The sequence below is a fragment of the Cytobacillus sp. FSL R7-0696 genome (assembly GCF_038006865.1).
Classification (GTDB): domain Bacteria; phylum Bacillota; class Bacilli; order Bacillales; family Cytobacillaceae; genus Cytobacillus; species Cytobacillus kochii.
The window spans coordinates 3804627-3826460 of record NZ_JBBOWA010000001.1 but is presented as its reverse complement, the minus strand read 5'-3'; the positions used below and the strand labels follow the sequence as shown (position 1 = coordinate 3826460).

Sequence of the window (21834 nt, the reverse complement as noted above, 5' to 3'; positions counted from 1 at the left end):
TTTAATACATTCAGTAAATACAAGAGGCCCACTCCCATGAAAATAAATGGTTATACTTTTACACATTTCTTAAACGCCTTTTAACAATTCTTCGGATCAATCGCTCTCCATACTCAGCAAGATTTCTTTATGCATTCCGTCACATAAGTGATGCTCGTAAAATGAAAACCCAGCGCTTTATACTGTTTGTGCGCTGGGTTTGATAATTTCTTCAAATGTGACAAGTTTTAGATGTTGAGGAAGCTTTTCCTCTGTAGACAATGTGCAAAGTGATAAGCTATATTGTTTCAGGCGGTTATAAACCTTTACTTTTCCCCCTGGGTACCGTTTTTCTTGATGGTTGACCTCGAATTCACTCCGATTTTTTTCTTCCATTTCTATTTCTTGGAGATCTACAAGTAAACCCGTACCGATGGCTTTTAAATAGCTTTCTTTTATCGTCCAACGATTAAAAAAATCTTTCGCTCCGATACACTCTTCTTCCTCTCGAAACAATAGGGAGTGTAACTCTGGCTTTGGTTTAGTTATTTTTTCTAAATCTATCCCAACCATTCCATCAGTTCCAACGGCACAAACACACCAATCACCTGAATGAGACAAGCTAAAAGGGGGAAAAGGGTCCGCGTTCAAAAAAGGTTTACCGTATTTGCTGAATTGGAGCTTAGTAAAATCAACTTTAGGTAACTTCTTCATAAGTATTTTCCTTAATAATAGATAACCTACTAACGTACGATATGCATCTTCTATTCTTCTATAACGGTGGATTTGTATTTTTTTTAATGGTGGTAAATAGTCGCTATAATGATGTAAAGTTACCTCTGAATGTACTTGCGGTAATCGACAAGCAAAAACTTCAAGCATACCTTCCCCTCCTTCTTATACTAGCTTGCTTTTTTCATTTTTGGTGAAGTTGACTTAATGGCAGTTTGACTATTGATCGCAAACAAGCACGCGGCGAGTAGAAGCATAGCACAAAAAATAATTGCCACTTGATATAATTGCTCATTTCCGATTGAAAACATGCTGATAATCAAAGAAATACTCACAATTCCCATTGCTGCACCTAAACGGTTCTGCACATTAAATAATGTGGTTGCTTGTGACATTTTTTCTTTATTAATATGATGGAATGCCGTATACTGCATGGCAATCACGGCATGCCCTAACGTCAGTCCAATTCCAAATAAACAAATTTGTAAACCGATGATAGAACCAGTAGGGCCTATCCAACTGATGAGTAGGAAAAAGACACTGGATAATAAGAATCCATAAACGATCACACGATAAACGCCGAGAAGTTTTAATGTCAAGGGCATTACTCTTGATGCCACCATTAAACCAATCGCTTCAATAAAAATAGTTAATCCACTTTTTAATGGTGATGCACCAGTTGTATATTGATACATAATCGGGAACAAATACAAGAAACCTTGTAAGCCTGCCGCTCCAAGAAAGGAGAGCATGCTTATTCGTTTAAATGTCTTTTCCTCCAATAATTTTAAGTTCAATAATGGTTGATCTGCTTTTAATGCATGAAAAACATATGTAACAATCATTATTAGCCCAATCATCCCAAAAACGATTATTGGCAGACTCATTCCTGCTGTTAGTCGATTCAACGTATACATAAATAATGGAAAACCAATCACCAGTAATAATAAACCTTTAACATCTAGCTTTTTACCCATATACTCATGTTTTTCCTGTAAAAATAGTGCACCAATTATAACGATGAACAAGCCAATCGGAATATTAATTAAGAAGATCCACTGCCACGGTAAATAAGTCACGATTACTCCACCAATTATCGGACCAAGGGCAGGTGCAATGGCAATAGGAATGACGAAAGACCGCGACAGTTTCGGACGTTCTTCAATTGAAAACGTCCGAAAGATCATCGCCATGCCTATAGGGGCAAACAAGCCGCCTCCTAATCCTTGCAGAAACCGTGCTATGTTTAACATCGAAACTGAATCTGCTAAAGCACACATATAAGAAGCGAATGTAAAAACGAGTGAGCTAACCATAAACATCTTTTTACTTCCAAAACGATCACCTAAATACCCTGCACAAGGTAAAATCATGCTAACCCCAACCAGATACCAGACAGTCAATCCACTTAACTGAGCGGATGTTACGCCCAGTTCAGCAGCAATCGAAGGAAGGGCAATATAGACGATTGTTCCGTCTAATGCCGCCATAAACATAGCTAGTATATACACTGTACATAATGCTCTTCTTTGGTATTTCACTTTTTTATCCATTGTCATTAGAGTGATAGACTTTCCTTCTCTTTTTCATTTGGAAGTAGACTTTCCCAATGCTCTTCAATATATTGATGGCAGCTTGAAAGGGTAGTTTCCCCCCAAACCACTTGCCAACCTGTTGGTACATCAATATAACTTGGCCATAATGAATACTGCCCTATATTATTCATTAAAACTAAATACATAGAATCTTTTTGATCAAATGGGTTACTCATGTTTGTAGACTCCCTTCTAAATGCTTGTTTTCAATTAAACACTTTAACTCTCTTGCGATTCCTTCGCCTATTTCTGCTAAAGGCTCTGGTTGACACATATCTTTATGACGGCAAGCAATATCATATTGTCTCATCCTGCCATGGACATATGGTAACCATCTCGCTGGATCATCATTTTTAAACCACTCTGGAACAATTGTTGACTTGAAGAAAATCATATCCCCCTCATATACTTCTGGATCATATTCTGACATGATACGAACGGAATTTTGATAGGTTTCTTTAAGATTTTCGATTGTTTCTTCATCCAATGATGCAAGTACACTCCCCTTTTCCTGAAGTAATTCTTTAACCGATTGTATTGTTAATTGATTGCCTTTCACTTCTTGAGGATCATAGCCCCCAAGTGCTAGCATCGCAATTAACGCATCATCTTCTGCTTCTTCTTCATTCATAGAAATGAAATGTCCTGGATAGGAATCCATCATGACTAAAAACTCAATTTTCTCTCCCTGCTTTTGTAATTCAACTGCCATTGCATGAACAACGTTACCTCCTAACGACCAGCCAAGTAAGCGATACGGACCTTTTGGTTGAACAGAACGAATCTCTTGGATATAATCCTTCGCCATTTCAACTAAACTTGTCGGTTTATTTTTCTTCTCTTTAATCCCTTTTGCTTGGAGGCCATAGATAGGAAATCGACTATCTAGTTTCGACATCAATCCAGCATAGCACCAGCTTAAACCACCTGCAGGATGCACACAGAATAATGGCGTCTCACTTCCTGTTTTTCGTAAACCCAATAATGACTGTAATGAAGCGCCTTCTTCTGCATCACCTTCAATCACTTTTGCGAGTTGGGCAGCAGTTGGTGCTTCAAATAACACACCAATACCTAACTCTTTGCCGAATGTTGATTCTATTTTTTTCATTAATTGAACTGCTAATAACGAATGTCCTCCTAAGTCAAAGAAACTATCATCAATACTTACTTCAGTTAAATGTAGGGTTTCAGCAAATAACTGCGTAAGTATTTCTTCTTGTGGAGTTCTAGGTAGATGCCTATCTCCCTGCATTGTCTCCATCTCTGGTTTCGGAAGAGCTTTCATATCTAATTTCCCATGGTTCGTTAACGGGATATCATCTGTTCTAACGAAGTGATTCGGAACCATATATTTAGGCAATCTCGTTTGTAAAAATTGTCTCAGTTCTTTGTAATCAATCTCATTATGAGAGATGAAATAGCTAACCAATTGCTTATCACCATGCATCGTTAGTACTGTTGTTACAGCTTGTTTAATAGCAGGATACTGAAGAAGTGCTGCATTTACTTCACCTAACTCGATGCGGAAACCACGAATTTTCACTTGATGATCAGAGCGACCAATATAGTCAAGTGAACCATCTTCAGTCCATTTTGCTAAATCTCCCGTTTTATACATTCGACTTCCTGCTGATCCATATGGATTAGCGACAAATCTCTCCGCTGTCAGTGCTGGTTGATTTAAATAACCATGAGCGAGTCCATCCCCAGTTACATACATTTCTCCTATGACACCTTTAGGAACAGGTTGAAGGTAATCATCTAATATATACACACCTAAATCAGGGATACCTTCACCAATTAAACTACTAGCAGATTGTCGAATTATGTCTTTCGTTAATTCTAAGTAACTGACATGAACGGTTGTTTCTGTAATACCGTACATGTTAATAAGCTTTGTTTTTGACATCGCATGCAGGTTATACCAACTTTCCAATCTTGGTAGTTCCAACGCCTCTCCACCAAAAATGATATATCTGATTCGCAACATATCCGATAAATCAATTCTTTCTTTTTCAGCTTCCATTAATTGATAGAATGCAGAAGGTGTTTGATTTAATACAGTCACTCGTTCTTTAACTAATAATTGTAGAAAAGCTTGTGGGTTTCTAGTCGTCTCGTAAGGGACAATAACTAGTTTTCCACCAAATAATAATGCGCCCCATATCTCCCAAACAGAGAAATCAAAAGCATACGAATGGAAAAGTGTCCAAACATCATCATGATCAAAAGAAAACCATCGATTCGTTGAGGCAAACAGTCGTACCACATTGCTATGTGGAACTAGCACACCTTTCGGCTTACCGGTAGAACCTGATGTATAAATAATATAAGCTGGTGAACTAGGATATATCTCATTCCCCTCAACTTCTTCTAAGTTAGAAGAATCATACAATGTCAATGTTTGGTGTAATTGTAGATCAAACACAATTTGATTCCCGTGTTCTACCTGTTTTTTATCAGTAATCATCATAACCGCACCAGCATCACGATGGATATATTGTTTGCGATCTTCGGGGTAATCCGGATCTATTGGTACGTAGGCTGCACCGGCTTTCAATACTGCTAAAATACTTGTAATTAACTCCAAGGAGCGTGGTAATGAAATGGTGATAAAATCATTTGCTTTTACACCCTTATCTATTAACAATCTAGCAAGCTGATTTGCCCTTTCATTTAGATGTTGATAACTGATTGATGTCTCATCATATGTTACCGCTATTTCATTACGGTATTGTTCTACCATTTGTTCAAAGTTATGAACGATATGTTCTTGTTTCGTCGTTACTTTCTTCGATTGTAGATGTAATAACTCATTTTTTTCTGTGTCTATTAGAATTGGTAACTTTCCAACAGATTGATTCGGCGTAGCAATGATTGAACTTAAGAGAGTCAACCATTGCTGCAATAATTGTTGGATTTGTTCATGCTTATAAAGGTCTTTTCTATATTCAATCGCACCTTCCAATGTATCTTGATTAGATCCTTGCCAAAATTCAAAAGTTAAATCAAATTTCGCTGTGTTCGTACCGTTAATATGAATTTCAGCATCCACTCCCTCTACTTTAAATGAGGGTTGTGGTGTGTTTTGCATAATAATCATTGATTGGAATAATGGATGAACTTTATTCGAACGGGTTGGGTTAATCGCCTCTACCACTCTATCAAACGGTGTGTCTTGCTGATCATAAATACTCATATTTTGTTTCTTCACGCGATGTAGTAACTGTAAAAATGATGGGTTGCCTGAAACATCTGTACGTAGAACTATTGTATTAACAAAGAAACCAACGATTGCTTGTAATGACGGCTCATCCCTCCCAGCTACTGGTGTACCAAATGGAATATCATCTCCAGCGCCTAAACGATGATACAGTGTTGCTAATGCTGATTGTAGAACCATAAACAACGTAACATCTTCACCTTTTGCTAACTGATTGAGTTGTCGATAAAGGTTTTTGTCCAGCTCAAAAGTCAATCGTCCACCTTCAACCATTCTTTTCTCTGGTCTTTCAACCCCATATGGCAATGGGATGGCCTCAGGTATGTGGGCTAATTGTTTTTTCCAAAAGGCAAGCTTTTCCTCCATATCATGCACTAACATTTCCTGTTGCCAGAAGGCATAATCACCATACTGAATAGGTAATGAAGATAAAACTGGCTGATCGCCCTTAACAAGGGTCTCATAAGCAGTTGATACATCTTCCATAAATGGTGCAATCGACCACCCATCAGCGAATAGATGGTGATAAACAATACATAATATATTCTCTTCTTTATTTATTCTAAATAGATAGCTATGCCAACCTAATTCATTTTCCCAATCGATTGGCATTTTGATCGCTTCATCTATCTCATGATTGAGCTCATTTCGATTAATCGTTTTTTCATAGTATTTCAATGTTGCTTCATCTGCTGATAATACCCTTTGATATACTTCACCATCTTTTGTTTCTATGACAGTTCTCAACGCTTCATGCTTTTTCATTACCTCAACTAAAGATTCGTATAAAGCTTCCGTTCGGAGTGTACCTTTCAACTTGACTACCACAGGAATATAATAAGTAGAAGCCACATTTTCAGTTTGTTCGATAAACCATAATCTTTTTTGTTCATGACTCATTGGAGCATACTGATCTCTCTTATATGGCTTTAACTTTCTACCTTCAAACTTGTTGTCTGCTTGTTCTTTCACTTGTTCAACAATAAATTGGATCGTTGGGTTTTGATAAAATGCTGAGAATGATAAACTTAGACCGAATTCCTCACGGAGTTTACCAAGTAATTGGGAAGCAAGTAATGAATGACCACCAAGGGCAAAGAACGAATCGGTTTCGCGTATTTCATGCAACATTAATATTTGTTGGAAAATATTATAAACATCCTTCTGCAAAGGAGTCCAACATTCGTCACCTGTATAGCTTGCGTTACTTTCCAGCGGATTAGGTAATTCACGCAAATTTAACTTTCCATTAAGCGTCAATGGAAAAGCGTCCAAATACATAAAGAAACTAGGAATCATATAATCTGGCAAAAACTCACGTAAGTATGAATTGAAATCTTCACTTGTTTTCTTCACGTTCTCTGCCGCTATTATATAAGCCGTAATACGTTGATCTCCCGGTTGATCTTCTCTTACAATCACTTTACAGCTTTTCACATTAGGGTGTGCTGACAAGTGATGCTCAATCTCGCCTAATTCCATCCGATGACCACGGACTTTTACTTGATCATCACTTCGTTTCACATAATGAAGTTTCCCTGAAAGATCTCTTATGCCAATATCACCTGTTCGATACATTCTTTGACCTTTTTCAGTAAATGGATTAGCCACAAACCTTGAAGAGGTGAGCGCTGGCTTACGATAGTAACCGTATGTAACAGCCTCTCCCGCAATATAGATTTCACCTGGTCTTCCCGGAGCAACTAGTTGCAGGTTTTCATCCAAAATGTAAATTTCTGTGCCTGAAAGGGCGTCTCCAAGTGGTGGTGAAGTAAAACCATCAACTGACGTTAATTCATAATGTGTAGACCAAATTGTCGTTTCAGTTGGCCCGTAAACATGATGCACTTCTCGACATAACGTTTGCATTTGCTTTGCTGTATGTGAAGGAAGTTTCTCTCCCCCAACTAATACTTTGACTTTCTTTAATTCTTCAGTTACAAATGGTAGGATCATTTGCCAATGTGTCGGTGTTGCTTGAACCGCACTAATCTGCTTTTCTTTCAATTCTTTGACAATACTTGGCGGATCAGAAATGACCGCATTCTTAGCGATTACACATGTGCCCCCAACCGTGATGGGTAAAATCAATTCTAAAATTGAAATATCAAACGAAATCGTCGTTAAAGCATAAAAGCGATCCATATGGTTTAATTGTAAATGCTTATTCATTGCCGATAAGAAATAAGAAAGTGACTTTGCAGATACGAGAACACCTTTTGGATTACCAGTTGAACCTGATGTATAAATCATATACGCAGGATCTCCACTATTTACGAGCGGTAGCAAAGTCTCACTTTCAGCCTTTATAACATCGATGTTCATAAGATACGGTTGGAAGCTTTTTGGTAGTTTCTGCTTCCCTTCTGTATCAGTAAGAATCAGTTGTGTTTGACTATCTTTTAACATATAGTTGAGTCTACTCTCAGGATAATCGATATCCATTGGCACATAGGCACCGCCAGCTTTCCAAACAGACAATATGGCAACCAAAATATTGGCAGAACGGCTTACAGCTATCCCCGCAATAAAGGGGGAATTGTACCCCGTGCTAATCATTTCTCTTGCTAATGCTGAAGTCATCTTATCTAGCTTTTCATATGTCCATATTTCTCCACTATATTCTAATGCTGGATGCTGAGGATATTTCTTTACCATTTCCTTGAATTGAATAAGCGGATGAACGCTTTCAGCTGTCTCATACCCTAAATCTTTTCGCATCAATGCGTTTTCTTCATCTAATAATAAATTAATCTTCCAAATAGGTTGCCCGCCATCAATACTTGGTAACCTCTTTAGCCAATGGATAATTCTACTTGCATGTTGCTCTACTTCCAATTGCTGAAACTTCGTACCATTTGCTTCAATATCTACTCTTAGACTGCCATCTCTATCTTGCTCAAACATATTCATATTCATTAAATCAATTGGACCGGTGGCTAATTTATAAGTAGTGGCAGCGACATCGCCAAAAATCGGTTGATACGTAAACGGCATAATATTTACTTGAAAAGAGTTCAAAAAACTACTCTGGCCAATGGTTCCTAAATCTCTTTGTAATTGTTCTTGACGATAATGTTGATGTTTACTATTTTCTCTCGTTTCATTTACAACATCTTTCACCAGACTCATAAAAGTTGAATCAATAGAAAATGATAGCAGTAAGGGTAGAATATTCATTGTTGTTGCTGGAATATTCATCGCAACTGTTGAACGATTCATCATTGGTAATGTTAATAAACTCTTGCGATCCCCCGTTATCTTATATTGATAAACCCCCATAGCTGCGATAACGAGATGTGGCCACGCGATTTTCCATTCTTTTGCCTTGTTTTTTATCTTTTGAAACTCTGTGGCTGTTAATTTTTTAGCAATTTTTATCGTAGATGTTGCCTCAGAAGATTGAAGCTCATTCTGAGACAATGAAACGTCGTGTGTGACTCCTTTATATTTTTCCTTCCAATATTTTTGATCTTCCATATATAACGAAGATTCTTTATACTTTTTCTCTTCTTCAATTAATAGAGACAATGGTTTAAAAGCAGGTTCTGGCTCAAACTTTTCTTTTAGATATGCTGAATAAGTACTTGCCACTTTGTTTGTTATTAATGAAAATCCTAATGCATCACAAGCAATATGATGTATTTTTTGATACCAAAGATATTCATCACTTGCTATTTTAAAGAGAATTTGCTTATAAATCGGACCTTTTTTCAAATCAATTGACAGGGATAAGTCATCATTCATGAGATCAATAGCCGTTTGCTTAGGAGTCTTCATTAGACTCACATCGATATATTGAACAGGCACTTCATTCGGTTTTTGAAGAACTTGATATAATTTTCCATCCTCTTCAAAAAAGGTAATGTGGAGGCTGTCTGCTTCTTGAACAGTACTTTTTATACTTTCTATTAATAACGACACGTTTATTCGCCCGTTTATTTCAACATATTCGCCAGTATTATAAGCTGTCTTTTTTTCATCTAATTCATGAGCGTACCAAATACCTGCTTGGGCATCTGTTGCTCGCAGTTTAGTTGCTTCACTGATCATTCCATGCTCCTCCTTTTAAGAATAGACTTCGTCTGTTTGTGGAAACATTTCATACCAAGCTTGTAGGGTTGGATTTGATGCCATTTTCATAAAGTTTACATCTGCTCCTTCAGCTCGCCATTCTTCTACTAACGTCATCATCCTAATGGAGTCTAATCCTAAGCTCACTAAGTCATCATCATCCTTGATTTCACTAGGGGAGATATCTAGTATCTCTGCTACTTTTGCCTTTATTTCACTGTGCGTACGATTAGATGCGTTTTTTTCTGATAAATCATGAAGTAGTGCTTCTGTTAATAAAACCTTCCCACATCTAGTTGCTGTATAATTTAATGCCTGTACATGTTCCTCATAAGAGAAATCAGCTACCGCATCGGCAATTAGAAATGGTTGGATATCATACATAAATGCTTCCATTGCCGTAGCTAAACAACCTATATGTGCGTACACACCACATATAATAAGTTGATCACGACCATCTTCCTTCATACGATCAAGTAAATTTGATTTCTTAAAAGCACTATATCTCCATTTTGTTTGAATCGTATCATTGTCTGTTGGTGCCAACTCAGGTACAATACCTGTTTGTGCTTCATCTTCCGTTAGTCCTGGCCCCCAAAAATCGGTCAATAAGGCACGATCTTCATCTTTTTGATTACCTGGTTGTGCCGTATAGACAATCGGGATATTTTGACTTTGGCAATAGGCTTTTACACGAGCAATCTTTTCAATCACTCCCTCAATCAATTGAGAACCATTCTCATAATAGTTGATAAAATAATTTTGCATATCATGAATAAGCAGTACTGCGCGCTTATTATCAAGCTGCCAATCTACTTTATTTTTTGGTAAACTATTTGCCTCAGGTAATGGATAGGTTTTGATTTTTGGTATTGACATAGGGAATCTCTCCTTTTATATTTTAGTAGCTAATTTGTCTTGGATGATTTCTCTCAAGCTTTTTTTACTTACTTTTCCAAGTGGTGTTTGTGGAAACTCATGTACAAATTCAAAACGGTCAGGTATCTTAAATGCGGCAATTCCTTTTAATTGTAGAAACGACTTCAAAGCTTGACCTGTCAACTGTGCGTTTTGCGAGATAATAAATGCACAAGATCTTTCACCAAGGAATGCATCTGGCATACTGACAATTGCTGCATCTAATACATCTTCATGTGAGAGCAAATAATTCTCAACCTCTTCAGCAGCAATCTTTTCTCCACCACGATTAATTTGGTCCTTATCTCTTCCTTCTACGATTAAATAACCATCTTCCGTTTGTTTAACAATATCTCCTGTCCGATAAAAGCCATCATGAGTAAATGCTTTTTCGTTATGAGTCTCTGCATTGTAATAGGCAATTATCGTGTAAGGACCTCTTACTTGTAAATGGCCCGTATCACCAATGGCAACAGACTGATCCTCTTCATCTACAATACGAATCTCATCAAATTCAGACATTGGTCTCCCTTGTGTATAAACGATTTTCTCATCTGCATCATTTAATCTCGTATAATTAACCAAGCCCTCAGCCATGCCAAAAACTTGTTGTAGTGAACAGCCAAAACTAGGTCCCACCTTTTTCGCTACTTCGGCACTACATTTTGCCCCACCTACTTGAATCACCTCTAAGCTAGTAAGATCATAATCTCTTGTCTTCTTTGCCTCAATCCAAATAATTGCGAGCGGAGGAACGAGTGAAGTAAAGTTGATTTTTTCTTTTTCGATTAGTGGAAATGCCGTATCTGGACTAGGGTCGGGACTTAAAATGATGCACCCACCAGCATATAAGACACCAAAAACACCAGGTGAACTCATCGTGAAGTTATGTGCTACTGGTAATACAGCAAGATATTTCGTCCTTTCACTTAATTCACAGATTTCTACACTTTTGCGAATACTATATAAATACTCATCATGTGTTCTCGGAATTAACTTAGGCAACCCAGTACTTCCACCAGATAATTGGAAAAATGCTAAATCGCTACCCGTAATATTTGGTAGATCCACAGACTCTTCAGACTTTAGTGCTTCAACGTTTAAAAACTCCTGCTCATCTCCTGCGACAATAATATGTTGTAATGAATTAACTTTTCCTTTCACTTCTCTGGCCATCTTCACATAATCATGTCTATCAAAAACATCAGGTATCACATAAGCAACGGCTTTTGTATGTTCGCAAAAGTAAGTAATTTCTGTTTGTCGATGCAATGGCAAAGAGAAAATAGGGAGAGCCCCAATACGGAATAACGCAAAACAAACTTCAAAAAAGCTAATGGTATTGGTGAGTTGCAATACTACTCGATCTTGCTTTTTTATCCCAAGATGTATGAATCCATGGGCTAAGCGATTGGCTCTATCATCTAACTCTTCATACGTGACTTTACGATTTCCTTCAATGAGCGCAATGGATGTCGGTGTGAATGTTGCCATTCTTTCTAATACTTCCCCAAAAGTTTCACCAGTCCAGCAACCATTTGAGCGATATTTTGTTGCCAATTCATCTGGCCACGGTGTATATCCTTGTAACATTTACAACTCTCCTTTATGAATTATTCAATACCTAATGCACTTAACATCGTTTTTAATTTTGCGGCCGTTTCATCACATTCTTCTTGTGGTACTGATTGAGCAACAATTCCTGCTCCAGCAAATAACTTCATTTTTCGTTGACTCAGTTCTGCACATCTAATTGAAATCGCCCACTCTCCATCACCGTTTCTTTTACTATAACCAATCATCCCTGTAAAATAATGACGATTATATGGCTCGAGTTCATTCAACAATTGAAAAGCATTAACTGCTGGTGTCCCACAAATAGCTGGTGTCGGATGAATACTCTCGGCTAATTGAACAGATGAAACGCTTTCGTCATACAACTCCCCTTCTATTTTTGTTGAAAGATGCCACATCGTTTTTGTAGAAATAACAGAAGGTCGAGCGGGAACAGTTAGTGTTCGACAATATGGTTTAAGATTTCTTTCAATCGCTTCAACGACAAGGCGATGTTCATATAAATCTTTTTCAGAGCAACTTAATTCTTGGGCCATTTGTTTATCATCCTCTTCGTTTGCCATCCTCGGCCTTGAACCTGCTAAAGGATTGGTAATCACTTTTCCTCCCTCTTTTTTAATCAGCAATTCCGGGCTAGATCCTATCAACGTACTTTTTTCATCTGATAAATGAACCGCAAAATTAAATTTATCTTCATTATCTGCTAATAAATTCTGTAAAACATAACGAATATTCACGTCTTTACTAAACTCAATTTGCATTAAACGGCCTAAAACAACCTTTTTAAGCTCTGCATTTTTTATTCTTGCTACAGCCTTTTCGACCATCATCATATATTCCTGTGGTTGTGGATGAAAATTCACCTTATTAGGTAACGGGAGTCTATTTCCTTCTTGATATCTTGTACTAGTTAACGGTTTCTCCAACATTACTTCTTTAGGGATATATAAGGTTGCTACATCCTTTTGATCCAAAGGAAAAGCAGCTATCATCAGATCATGATGTCCATATGTCCGGGGACACTTCTGCCAAAGTAAATCCACTCGTTCGCTAAAGGATTTTCCTTCCTGTTCTTCCGTATGTAATTTAACTTCCTTTCCCTTTGCTAAAATATGTTTCGTGGGAAAACCAAGGAAACTATCGCCATTATTATATAAATCCGCCATTTTATTGACGCTTTTTTCTTGTAATATCGCCATTAATATCCACCTCTTTTTTCGTCATTGTGCACCTAAGCTCGCTCCACCATCTATCACAATATTATTCATAGTGATATGACTTGCCTGATCTGAAACGAGGTAAAGAATCGAATCAACAATATTTTCCGGAGTGGCTATTCTTTGTAATGGAATACCTACGCGATATTCTTCTTGAACACCCTTAATTCCTTGCTCAATAGCACCGTCCTTCCAGAAGTCTCTTTGCATATCTGTGTCAGTGGCACCTGGTGAGACAATATTGCAACGTATATTGTATTTTGCAAGCTCTAACCCTAAACATCTTGTAAACATGAGAGAAGCAGCTTTTGATGCACAATACGCTGACATAGATGTTCTCGGTACAGATGCTGCGTTTGAACTAACTGTAACAATTGCCCCAGATTGCTTGGTAATCATCACTTTACTCACCTCATGGGATAGATAAAATACCCCATTTGTATTAATGGAAAAAGTATGTTCCCATTCATCCATTGTCATAGATTGAATCGGGTTTAGTGAGATCACACCAGCAACATTGACAAGAATATCAATCGTTTTATATTTTTCTATTACTAGTTGTATCGTATCTGTTACATGTGCTTTATTTGATACATCACAGATGTAGCCTTCAAATGTATGATCCCGGTTTGATAACTCTTCCGATAATTGGTTTAGTTTTTCTGCTTCGATATCTAAGCCAACCACTTGGCAACCTTCAGAACAGAGACGCTTGACTAAAGCGGCACCCATTCCTTTTGCTGCACCTGAGATGACTGCAACTTTTCCTTTAAGCATCTTAACACCCTTTCTCAACAGATAATCATTCTCAATTAAAATTTAAAAAAGAAAGCGTTCATTTCTTTCTTACATGGTTAGAAAAAAATTACACTTTTAATGATAATGATTCTCATTATCACATCACAATATTAACAATAGTACAGATTCCTAATATTCGTCAAGGAGGAAAAAAATCCTATTTCTATGAAATCGAATGGTTTTTTATCGAATCGAATGGTTTGTAATGGAAAATTAAGGATTGAATGACGATCGATTGAACCAAAAAATTTTATAAATGTAGGAAAAGTTATTTAAATATCTATAGTAAAAAATACAGGTGGCTTTTTGGGAATTCATTCATTTTTCTTTTAAAAAACCTTTATTTTCCAGTAAATTCCAGATAAAAAAGAAACGAACTCTAAGTGAATGTCACTGTTAAGTTCGTTTCTTTGTTCATTCATTTATTTTACAAGTTCCAATACAGCCTCTAACATTACATTGACACCTGCTGCACAATCGTCATATGGAGTAAATTCATCTTCACTATGGCTTTTTCCATTTATACTAGGTACAAATAACATAGCAGTAGGAATCATACTTGCGATAAACTGAGCATCATGCCCTGCACCACTAGCCATTTTTTTATATGGTAATCTCTGTTCTTTTGTCACATTTTCTAGTAATTGAACCATTTCATTATCAAAATGGACGGTCGAGCGATCCCAGAGTTTTTCAATGAATACAGTACATCCTTCACTATTTACGGTTTCTTGTACTTTTTTTATTTTTTCTTCTACAATTGCTGTTACTTCAGGTTCCTTATGCCTTGCTTCAATCGTAAAAATCACTTCATTTGGAATAACCGTATGAACATTAGGAGAAACATCTAGTCTTCCCATAGTAAATACGAGGTCATCTGGTAAACTACTTAATTCATTTCTAATATCTTGAATAAAGTTATTGGTTGTAAATAGTGCATCTTTACGTAAATGCATAGGCGTCGTGCCTGCATGATTAGAGTCACCTACGATTTTAATTTCATAACAGACCATCCCTACTACACAGTCAACTACACCAATCTTCAACTCTTCATGCTGAAGAACCGGCCCTTGTTCAATATGTAGCTCTAAAAAGGCATGCGCTTCTTTTAATCTATTGGCCTCAGAGCCATTGAAACCGATCTTCGCCAACTCTTCTTTAAAGACCTTGCCATCAGCATCTTTTTTGTTCAACATCTTTTCACTATCAAACTTTCCACTTAAAACTCCGGAGGACATCATTGAAGGTTCAAATCTAGCACCTTCTTCATTCGTAAAATTAACTAACATAATAGGAATCTTAGGTGTAATATTATTGTCAACAAGTGTTCTCACAATTTCTAAACCTGTAATTACCCCTAAAACACCGTCGAAACGACCTCCGCATTTTACTGAATCAAGGTGGGAACCGATGACCACCGGTGGACGCTCTACTAAACCTGGTAAAAGAGCATACATATTACCCATATCATCAATTTTCACTTCCATTTTCAGTGCTTCACAGCAGGTTTTAAAATATTCTCGTGCTAAGCGATCTTCTTCTGATAGAGCTAACCTTGTTACACCATTATTCTCTGTCCTACCAAAATTCGCGAAATGTTCAATCGTTTCTGTTAATCTCTCACTATTAATCCTTACTTTTTGTTTCTCCAAAATGTCATCTCCTTCAACAACTTATTTACGATTAATTAAATGGACAGAAAAATACTTGCGTGCATCAGCTGTTAATATGTGTAACGTTTCAGAGTAAATCGTTGAACCTGTAATTCTCTCAAACTCCACAAAGGCCCCACTTAAATTCTCTGTAATGCTTTTAATTGTATAACCGTTATTTAACAGGACATCAATGCTTGTTTTTTCTTTCATATATTCAATATGCTCAGACATTTGACCATCTCCTTTATTGGACTTTTTCTTTGACTTTAGTATTTACTATTTCCTGTTCATCAATAGATAAAACCCAATCTCTTCCGACTGTAATTCCCAGATATTTCTCATCACTAGGATCATTCATTTCGCTTTGCTTGTATTTTTTAAACCACCAGTACTTCGCTAAAACATAATAGAGAACAGCTCCAACGACAAAACCTACAATGGAAGAGTAGGTAGACAATAGATTGGCACATATCCCCCCGACAATCCAAGCAATTAGTCCAGCGCCATTAAAACCTGCAAAATATTTGAATTGCCCTTCATTCTCATATAATGCTGGCACATTCACTCTTCTCTTTCTTAATAAATAATAATCAGCAAATAATATACCAACGATAGATGTTAGGATTCCCCCAATGACTAATAACGCTTGATTAAGCACATCAAACAAGCTCCATGGCTGCGCAAGAGTACCAATAATTCCTGCAAAAATGACTCCTACCCAAAAAGGTACTTTCGGCCCGCCTACATTAGAGAAAACAGTTGCTGCTGGTATAATGTTGGCCGAAGTATTTGTAGACCACTGTGCTAAAACAATCATTAATAGAAGAATCCCTAAAATAAAACCACTAGCTGATTCTTGTAATGCCACAATTGGATCTGATGTGCTAACTGCCATATATGATACAGCGCCAATCGCAATCATGAATGTATTCACAATTGGCATCACGATGATATTACCAATTAACTGAGATTTATTGCGTTTAAACCAATTCCTCTCATTTCTAGGGGCTTTAAAGAATCTTGATAAGCTTGGCATATCTGCTGCAAGTGTAGCCCAAAAGCCCATATTTGCCATAATTACAACCATGAAAGCTGTAAAAGCAGTTATACCTGTCGCAGGACTTTCCACCCAAGTCCAGACATCTTTACCTTGGCTTGTTGCATTATCTGATAATGTAATATACATCCAACATGAGATTATAATAATAATAGGGGCAGCTAAATCAGCAAACCGTTCAATCGATTTAATTCCTAATGCTGTATTGATTAATTGTGCAGCAGCAAAAAGAATAAAGCATACGAACCACTGATCAAAGCCAAAAAGAAGATTAAGTATCCCGTTAATAGCGGAAGCACCAAAGTAAGTGTTTATGCCAAACCAACATGAAGCAGTTATCCCCCTAACAACTGAAGGAATATGTGTGCCAATTGTTCCAAACGGCGCCCGCATGTATACAGGAAAAGAAAGTCCATGTTCCACACCAATATCACCAATTAAGGACATCAATATCCCAATGACCACTGAGCCGATAATGGTTGCTAACAGAACCATAGGAAGCGATAAATGAACAATTCCGCCACCACCAATAGCAAATGCTGCTAGCACAATCGCCATACCAATCCAAATAACTGCAAAACCAAAGGTACCAATTTTCCTTTCCTTATAACCAATTGGCAATAGGTCCGGTGATTTTAAATAATTATCTTTCTTCTCCAATATGGACACCCCCTTAATATGAACAACACATTTAGTAAAGTTCTTGAAGTTGGATACCCTGCTGAAATCATTTCAGCAGGGCGCAATAAAAGTTAAATCATTGTTGGTCGTTTTTCTAACGTTTCTCCATATTTAGCACGCTTAATAAAATTACCCTGACCTGCTTCACCTACAAATTGTTTATCTTTGATGATAAAGTTACCCCTAGATAACACTGAAATAGGCTCTCCTGTAATTTTCATGCCTTCAAAAGGATTGTAGTCAACTGCCATATGATGCGTTTTCGCCGACAACGTCCGTTCGACATTGCCATCATAGATAACAAGATCAGCATCAGCGCCAACAGCTATCGTACCCTTTTTCGGATATAATCCAAATAATTTAGCTGCACGGGTTGAAGTAATCTCTACAAATTGATTAAGTGATATTCTCCCTTTTTTCACACCTTCTGAAAATAAAATACTTACGCGGTCTTCAATTAATGGACCACCATTTGGAATCTTAGAAAAATCACCTTTTCCTAAGTCTTTCTGGCCAACAAAATCAAAAGAACATTGATCAGATCCGAGTGTTTGTAATTGTCCTGTCTTTAACGCATTCCATAAATGATCTTGATTCCATTTTTCTCTTAATGGCGGTGACCAAACATATTTAGCTCCTTCAAAATCTGGTTTCTCCAAATAGGTTTGATCCAAGACCAAATATTGCGGACAGGTTTCACCCCAGATATCGATACCTTGACATCTAGCTTCAGCTATTTTTTTAGCCGCATCTGCACACGAAACATGCACGACATATAATTGTGATCCAGCAAGTCCGGTAAGTGTTGCAGCTCTTCCTGTTGCTTCTGCCTCTGCTTCAGGGGGACGAGTTAAAGCATGATAAATAGGGTCTGTATTTCCTTTTGCTAATGCGTCCTTTACTAAATAATCAATTACATCACCATTTTCAGCATGCACCATGACAAGTGCCCCAAGTTCTTTAGCGGCAAGTAAAGTTTTATATAGTGTCTCATCATCTGCTTGGAATTGATTTTTATAAGCCATAAATACTTTTAATGAAGTTATGCCTTCTTCCTCAACCATTTTCGGTATCTCTGCTAATACAGCGTCACTGCTCTCAACAATTTGCAAGTGAAAACCATAGTCAATGACCGCTTTATTTTTTGATTTTTGATGCCAAGTTTCAACGGCGCTACTGAGTGATTTCCCTTTTGTCGTTAAACAAAAATCAACAATCGTAGTTGTTCCACCAAATGCGGCAGCTTTTGTACCCGTTTCAAAATCATCTTTAGTGACCGTTCCACCAAAAGGCATGTCTAAGTGAGTATGGGGGTCAATCGCACCAGGGAAGACATAATGTCCTTTTGCATCAACGACTTCCGCACCACTCTCTTGAAGATTCTCTCCGATTTGCATAATTGTTTCATCTTCAATTAGGATATCTGCTTTGTAAGTATCTGTTGCTGTAACAATTACTCCATTTTTTATGAGTTTTTTCATAAGTAACCACCCTTTCTCACTCTTTTACTTCGCTGTACTATTTGCAACATAGCTTATATTTGCAATGGCTTCTTGCCTTTCATTCCAAGTCATCGGTGGTAGTTCATTTCGTTTTTCGACCATATCGATTGCTCCATCTACAGGACAAACAATCGAACATAAATTACAACCGACGCAATCTTCTTCGCGAACTTGGAGATAAGGCTTACCATCAGTTCCGGTCAGCATATCAATACATTGATGGGAGGTATCCTCACAGGCAATATGGCATTTATTACAATTGATACAAACATCATTATTAATGTGTGCGACAATTTGATAGTTTAGATCTAAATCGCCCCAATCAGAATATTTGGGTACAGACTTACCGATGATTTCATTTACCGAAGCGATCCCTTTACGATCTAAATAATAATTCAGCCCATCAATCATATCTTCTACGATGCGGAAGCCATGATGCATGGCCGCTGTACAAACTTGTACGCTTGTTGAACCCATGAGCATAAACTCCACAGCATCTTGCCAATTAGATATACCACCAATTCCTGAGATTGGCACACCAATTCTACTATTACGTGCACATTCTCCAACCATATTTAGAGCAATTGGTTTCACTGCAGGTCCGCAATAGCCACCGTGGGCACCCTTCCCTCCAACATGCGGAATGGTATTCCACGTTTCAATATCTACACCTGCTAAACTATTAATCGTGTTAATCATACTAATTGCATCTGCACCACCATTAACCGCAGCCTCAGCTGTTGCAGTTATATCGGTGATATTTGGTGTAAGTTTCACGATTACCGGTGTCTTCGCTACTTCTTTTACCCAATAGGTTTGTTGCTCAACAAGTGCTGGTACTTGACCTGAGGCTGCTCCCATTCCTCTTTCAGCCATCCCATGCGGACAACCGAAATTTAATTCAAGTCCATCGACACCCACTTCTTCCACCTTTTTGACAATTTCATGCCATTTTTCTTGTTTCGGTTCGACCATCAACGAAGCAATGATTGCATGATTAGGATATTTCTTTTTTGTTTCATAGATTTCTTTCAGGTTTACTTCCAACGGTCGATCAGTAATTAATTCAATATTATTAAACCCTGCTACTTTTTGACCATTAAAACTCACTGCTGCAAAACGCGAAGAAACATTCAAAATGGGGTCACCTAATGTTTTCCAAACTGCACCTCCCCACCCAGCTTCAAAGGCACGCTGTACTTGATAACCTGAATTGGTTGGCGGAGCTGAAGCTAACCAAAATGGATTTGGGGATTTAATTCCAGCTATATTTGTACTTAAATCTGCCATTTTTTCACCTCCAAGATATTTAAGCAGTTTCTATCGTTTCTTTTAATAGAGAGCGGTGGATGCTTATGGCACTCGCTTTTCCTTGTTGTGCAGCAGACACAACCATTGCTTCACCTTGTCCTTTACCAAATATACAATCTCCACAGGCAAATACTTTACTGTTAGATGTTTGAAAGGTTTCACTATCTATTGTCACAACACCACCATCGTGACTAATTTCAAATTGTTCAATTAAATCAATATAACGACTTTGTCCGATCGCTTTAATCACTGCATCTACTTCAATCGTAAATTCAGAATCAGTTAAGGGTACAGGACGTCTCCTTCCATCTTCACCAGGTTCCGATAAAGTCATCTTGACACATTTAATACCTGTAACTTTCCCTTGCTCATCTCCTAAAATTTCAACCGGAGCTGTTAACCAGCGAAATTCGACACCATCCTGCTTTGCAAATTCATATTCAAAATCATAAGCGGTCATCTCAGCCAGCGTTCTTCTATATAAAATTTTGACATTATCCGCTCCTAATCTAACTGAACAAGTTGCAGCATCGATAGCTGTATTACCAGCCCCGATTACTGCTACCTTTTTTTTGTATAAGTCATCATGAATAGGTGCTGTCTTTGTTTCTTTTACAAATTCAATCGCATCATGAACGCCATTTAAATCTTCACCAAGAATGCCTAATTCTGGTACAGATGACATACCAATGGCTAAAACAACAGCATCATTCTGTTCCAGAATTTCTTTAGCAGAGATATCTACCCCTACTCTCGTATTTGTAACAATGTCTACATTCAATTTTTTTACTTGTTCTACTTCCCAAAAAGATATTTTCTGCGGTAACCTAAATGAGACGATTCCGTAAGTATTTAATCCTCCCGCTTCACTTTCTGCTTCGTAAATCGTCACTTTATAACCCATTCTTGCTAATTCTCTGGCTGCTGATAAACCGGCAGGCCCACTTCCTATAATCGCTACTTTCTTTCCATTTGGCTTTCCAGCATGAAACAGGGTCGCTTCATTCTTAATTGCCCAGTCCGTTGCATACCGTTGTAAATTTCCTATTAAAATAGGTTTAGTAGAATGATTGAGTACACATGCGCCTTCACAAAGTTCTTCAGTCGGACAAACGCGCGCACAACTAGCTCCTACAGGATTAGCAGACATAATTGTTTTTGCAGATCCAAATAAATTATCTGTGGCAATTTTTTTAATAAAACTAGGGATATCAATTCCCGTTGGACACGCTTGAATACAAGGAGCATCATAACAATACAAACATCGATTGGCCTCATCCAGTGCATCATGCTTAGAAAAAGGTGGTTCTACTTCTTCAAAGTTCCGCTTTAGTGTTGCTAATGTCTCTTTTCGGTCGCTTTTCACTATAGAGTAACCTCCTTAATAGATAGCATCTTTGAATGTTAGTTTTTCTAACATTAATTAAACTGAATTGTTAGAATCTTATAATCATTTTACTGTGTTCTAATCGATTAATCATTATACAATTCGTAAAATAGTTCACTAGTCTTGC

The 21834-nt window shown here is 37.5% G+C and carries 14 protein-coding genes; all 14 read right to left on the bottom strand.

Annotated elements, in window-relative coordinates; all coding sequences use genetic code 11:
* Positions 1 to 177: 177 nt before the first annotated feature.
* Positions 178 to 861, bottom strand: coding sequence for a 4'-phosphopantetheinyl transferase family protein (locus MKX29_RS19610; protein ID WP_281202569.1), 684 nt, complete (start codon positions 859 to 861; stop codon positions 178 to 180).
* Between the two features lie 20 nt (positions 862 to 881).
* Positions 882 to 2270 (bottom strand): DHA2 family efflux MFS transporter permease subunit, encoded by a 1389-nt coding sequence (locus MKX29_RS19605; RefSeq protein ID WP_281202568.1) that lies wholly within the window; start codon positions 2268 to 2270, stop codon positions 882 to 884.
* On the bottom strand, positions 2270 to 2482 hold the full coding sequence (locus MKX29_RS19600; protein ID WP_224938377.1) for an MbtH family protein: 213 nt from the start codon (positions 2480 to 2482) through the stop codon (positions 2270 to 2272). The genes MKX29_RS19605 and MKX29_RS19600 overlap by 1 nt, the downstream gene beginning before the upstream one ends.
* Positions 2479 to 9585: an amino acid adenylation domain-containing protein gene (locus MKX29_RS19595; protein ID WP_341107206.1), complete on the bottom strand. Its 7107-nt coding sequence runs from the start codon at positions 9583 to 9585 to the stop codon at positions 2479 to 2481. Before MKX29_RS19595 ends, MKX29_RS19600 begins: the two co-directional genes overlap by 4 nt.
* Positions 9586 to 9600: 15 nt before the next feature.
* Positions 9601 to 10485 carry an isochorismatase gene (locus MKX29_RS19590; RefSeq protein ID WP_224938379.1) on the bottom strand — a complete coding sequence of 295 codons (885 nt, stop codon included), beginning with the start codon at positions 10483 to 10485 and terminating at the stop codon, positions 9601 to 9603.
* A 15-nt stretch (positions 10486 to 10500) separates the two neighbouring features.
* On the bottom strand, positions 10501 to 12117 hold the full coding sequence (locus MKX29_RS19585) for a (2,3-dihydroxybenzoyl)adenylate synthase (protein ID WP_341107204.1): 1617 nt from the start codon (positions 12115 to 12117) through the stop codon (positions 10501 to 10503).
* Between the two features lie 20 nt (positions 12118 to 12137).
* Entirely contained in the window at positions 12138 to 13298 is a 1161-nt protein-coding gene (locus MKX29_RS19580; protein ID WP_281202565.1) for an isochorismate synthase, read from the bottom strand.
* A gap of 21 nt (positions 13299 to 13319) precedes the next feature.
* Positions 13320 to 14093, bottom strand: a complete 774-nt coding sequence (locus MKX29_RS19575) for a 2,3-dihydro-2,3-dihydroxybenzoate dehydrogenase (protein WP_341107201.1) — start codon at positions 14091 to 14093, stop codon at positions 13320 to 13322.
* Positions 14094 to 14536: 443 nt separating this feature from the next.
* Positions 14537 to 15766 carry a Zn-dependent hydrolase gene (locus MKX29_RS19570; protein WP_281202564.1) on the bottom strand — a complete coding sequence of 410 codons (1230 nt, stop codon included), beginning with the start codon at positions 15764 to 15766 and terminating at the stop codon, positions 14537 to 14539.
* A gap of 21 nt (positions 15767 to 15787) precedes the next feature.
* On the bottom strand, positions 15788 to 16000 hold the full coding sequence (locus MKX29_RS19565; protein ID WP_095373056.1) for a hypothetical protein: 213 nt from the start codon (positions 15998 to 16000) through the stop codon (positions 15788 to 15790).
* A gap of 13 nt (positions 16001 to 16013) precedes the next feature.
* Positions 16014 to 17486: an NCS1 family transporter gene (locus tag MKX29_RS19560; RefSeq protein WP_224938384.1), complete on the bottom strand. Its 1473-nt coding sequence runs from the start codon at positions 17484 to 17486 to the stop codon at positions 16014 to 16016.
* 92 nt (positions 17487 to 17578) lie between these two features.
* The gene (hydA, locus tag MKX29_RS19555; protein ID WP_341107198.1) at positions 17579 to 18988 is read right to left on the bottom strand and encodes a dihydropyrimidinase; all 1410 of its coding nucleotides are present in this window, start codon (positions 18986 to 18988) and stop codon (positions 17579 to 17581) included.
* Positions 18989 to 19012: 24 nt separating this feature from the next.
* Entirely contained in the window at positions 19013 to 20299 is a 1287-nt protein-coding gene (gene preA, locus MKX29_RS19550; RefSeq protein ID WP_224938386.1) for an NAD-dependent dihydropyrimidine dehydrogenase subunit PreA, read from the bottom strand.
* Between the two features lie 19 nt (positions 20300 to 20318).
* Positions 20319 to 21686 (bottom strand): NAD(P)-dependent oxidoreductase, encoded by a 1368-nt coding sequence (locus MKX29_RS19545; protein WP_224938387.1) that lies wholly within the window; start codon positions 21684 to 21686, stop codon positions 20319 to 20321.
* Positions 21687 to 21834: the final 148 nt, after the last annotated feature.

Coding starts and splice junctions, on each gene's coding strand:
- MKX29_RS19610 (WP_281202569.1), bottom strand. CDS start 861: ATGCTTGAAGTTTTTGCTTGTCGATTACCGCAAGTACATTCAGAGGTA.
- MKX29_RS19605 (WP_281202568.1), bottom strand. CDS start 2,270: ATGACAATGGATAAAAAAGTGAAATACCAAAGAAGAGCATTATGTACA.
- MKX29_RS19600 (WP_224938377.1), bottom strand. CDS start 2,482: ATGAGTAACCCATTTGATCAAAAAGATTCTATGTATTTAGTTTTAATG.
- MKX29_RS19595 (WP_341107206.1), bottom strand. CDS start 9,585: ATGATCAGTGAAGCAACTAAACTGCGAGCAACAGATGCCCAAGCAGGT.
- MKX29_RS19590 (WP_224938379.1), bottom strand. CDS start 10,485: ATGTCAATACCAAAAATCAAAACCTATCCATTACCTGAGGCAAATAGT.
- MKX29_RS19585 (WP_341107204.1), bottom strand. CDS start 12,117: ATGTTACAAGGATATACACCGTGGCCAGATGAATTGGCAACAAAATAT.
- MKX29_RS19580 (WP_281202565.1), bottom strand. CDS start 13,298: ATGGCGATATTACAAGAAAAAAGCGTCAATAAAATGGCGGATTTATAT.
- MKX29_RS19575 (WP_341107201.1), bottom strand. CDS start 14,093: ATGCTTAAAGGAAAAGTTGCAGTCATCTCAGGTGCAGCAAAAGGAATG.
- MKX29_RS19565 (WP_095373056.1), bottom strand. CDS start 16,000: ATGTCTGAGCATATTGAATATATGAAAGAAAAAACAAGCATTGATGTC.
- hydA (WP_341107198.1), bottom strand. CDS start 18,988: ATGAAAAAACTCATAAAAAATGGAGTAATTGTTACAGCAACAGATACT.
- preA (WP_224938386.1), bottom strand. CDS start 20,299: ATGGCAGATTTAAGTACAAATATAGCTGGAATTAAATCCCCAAATCCA.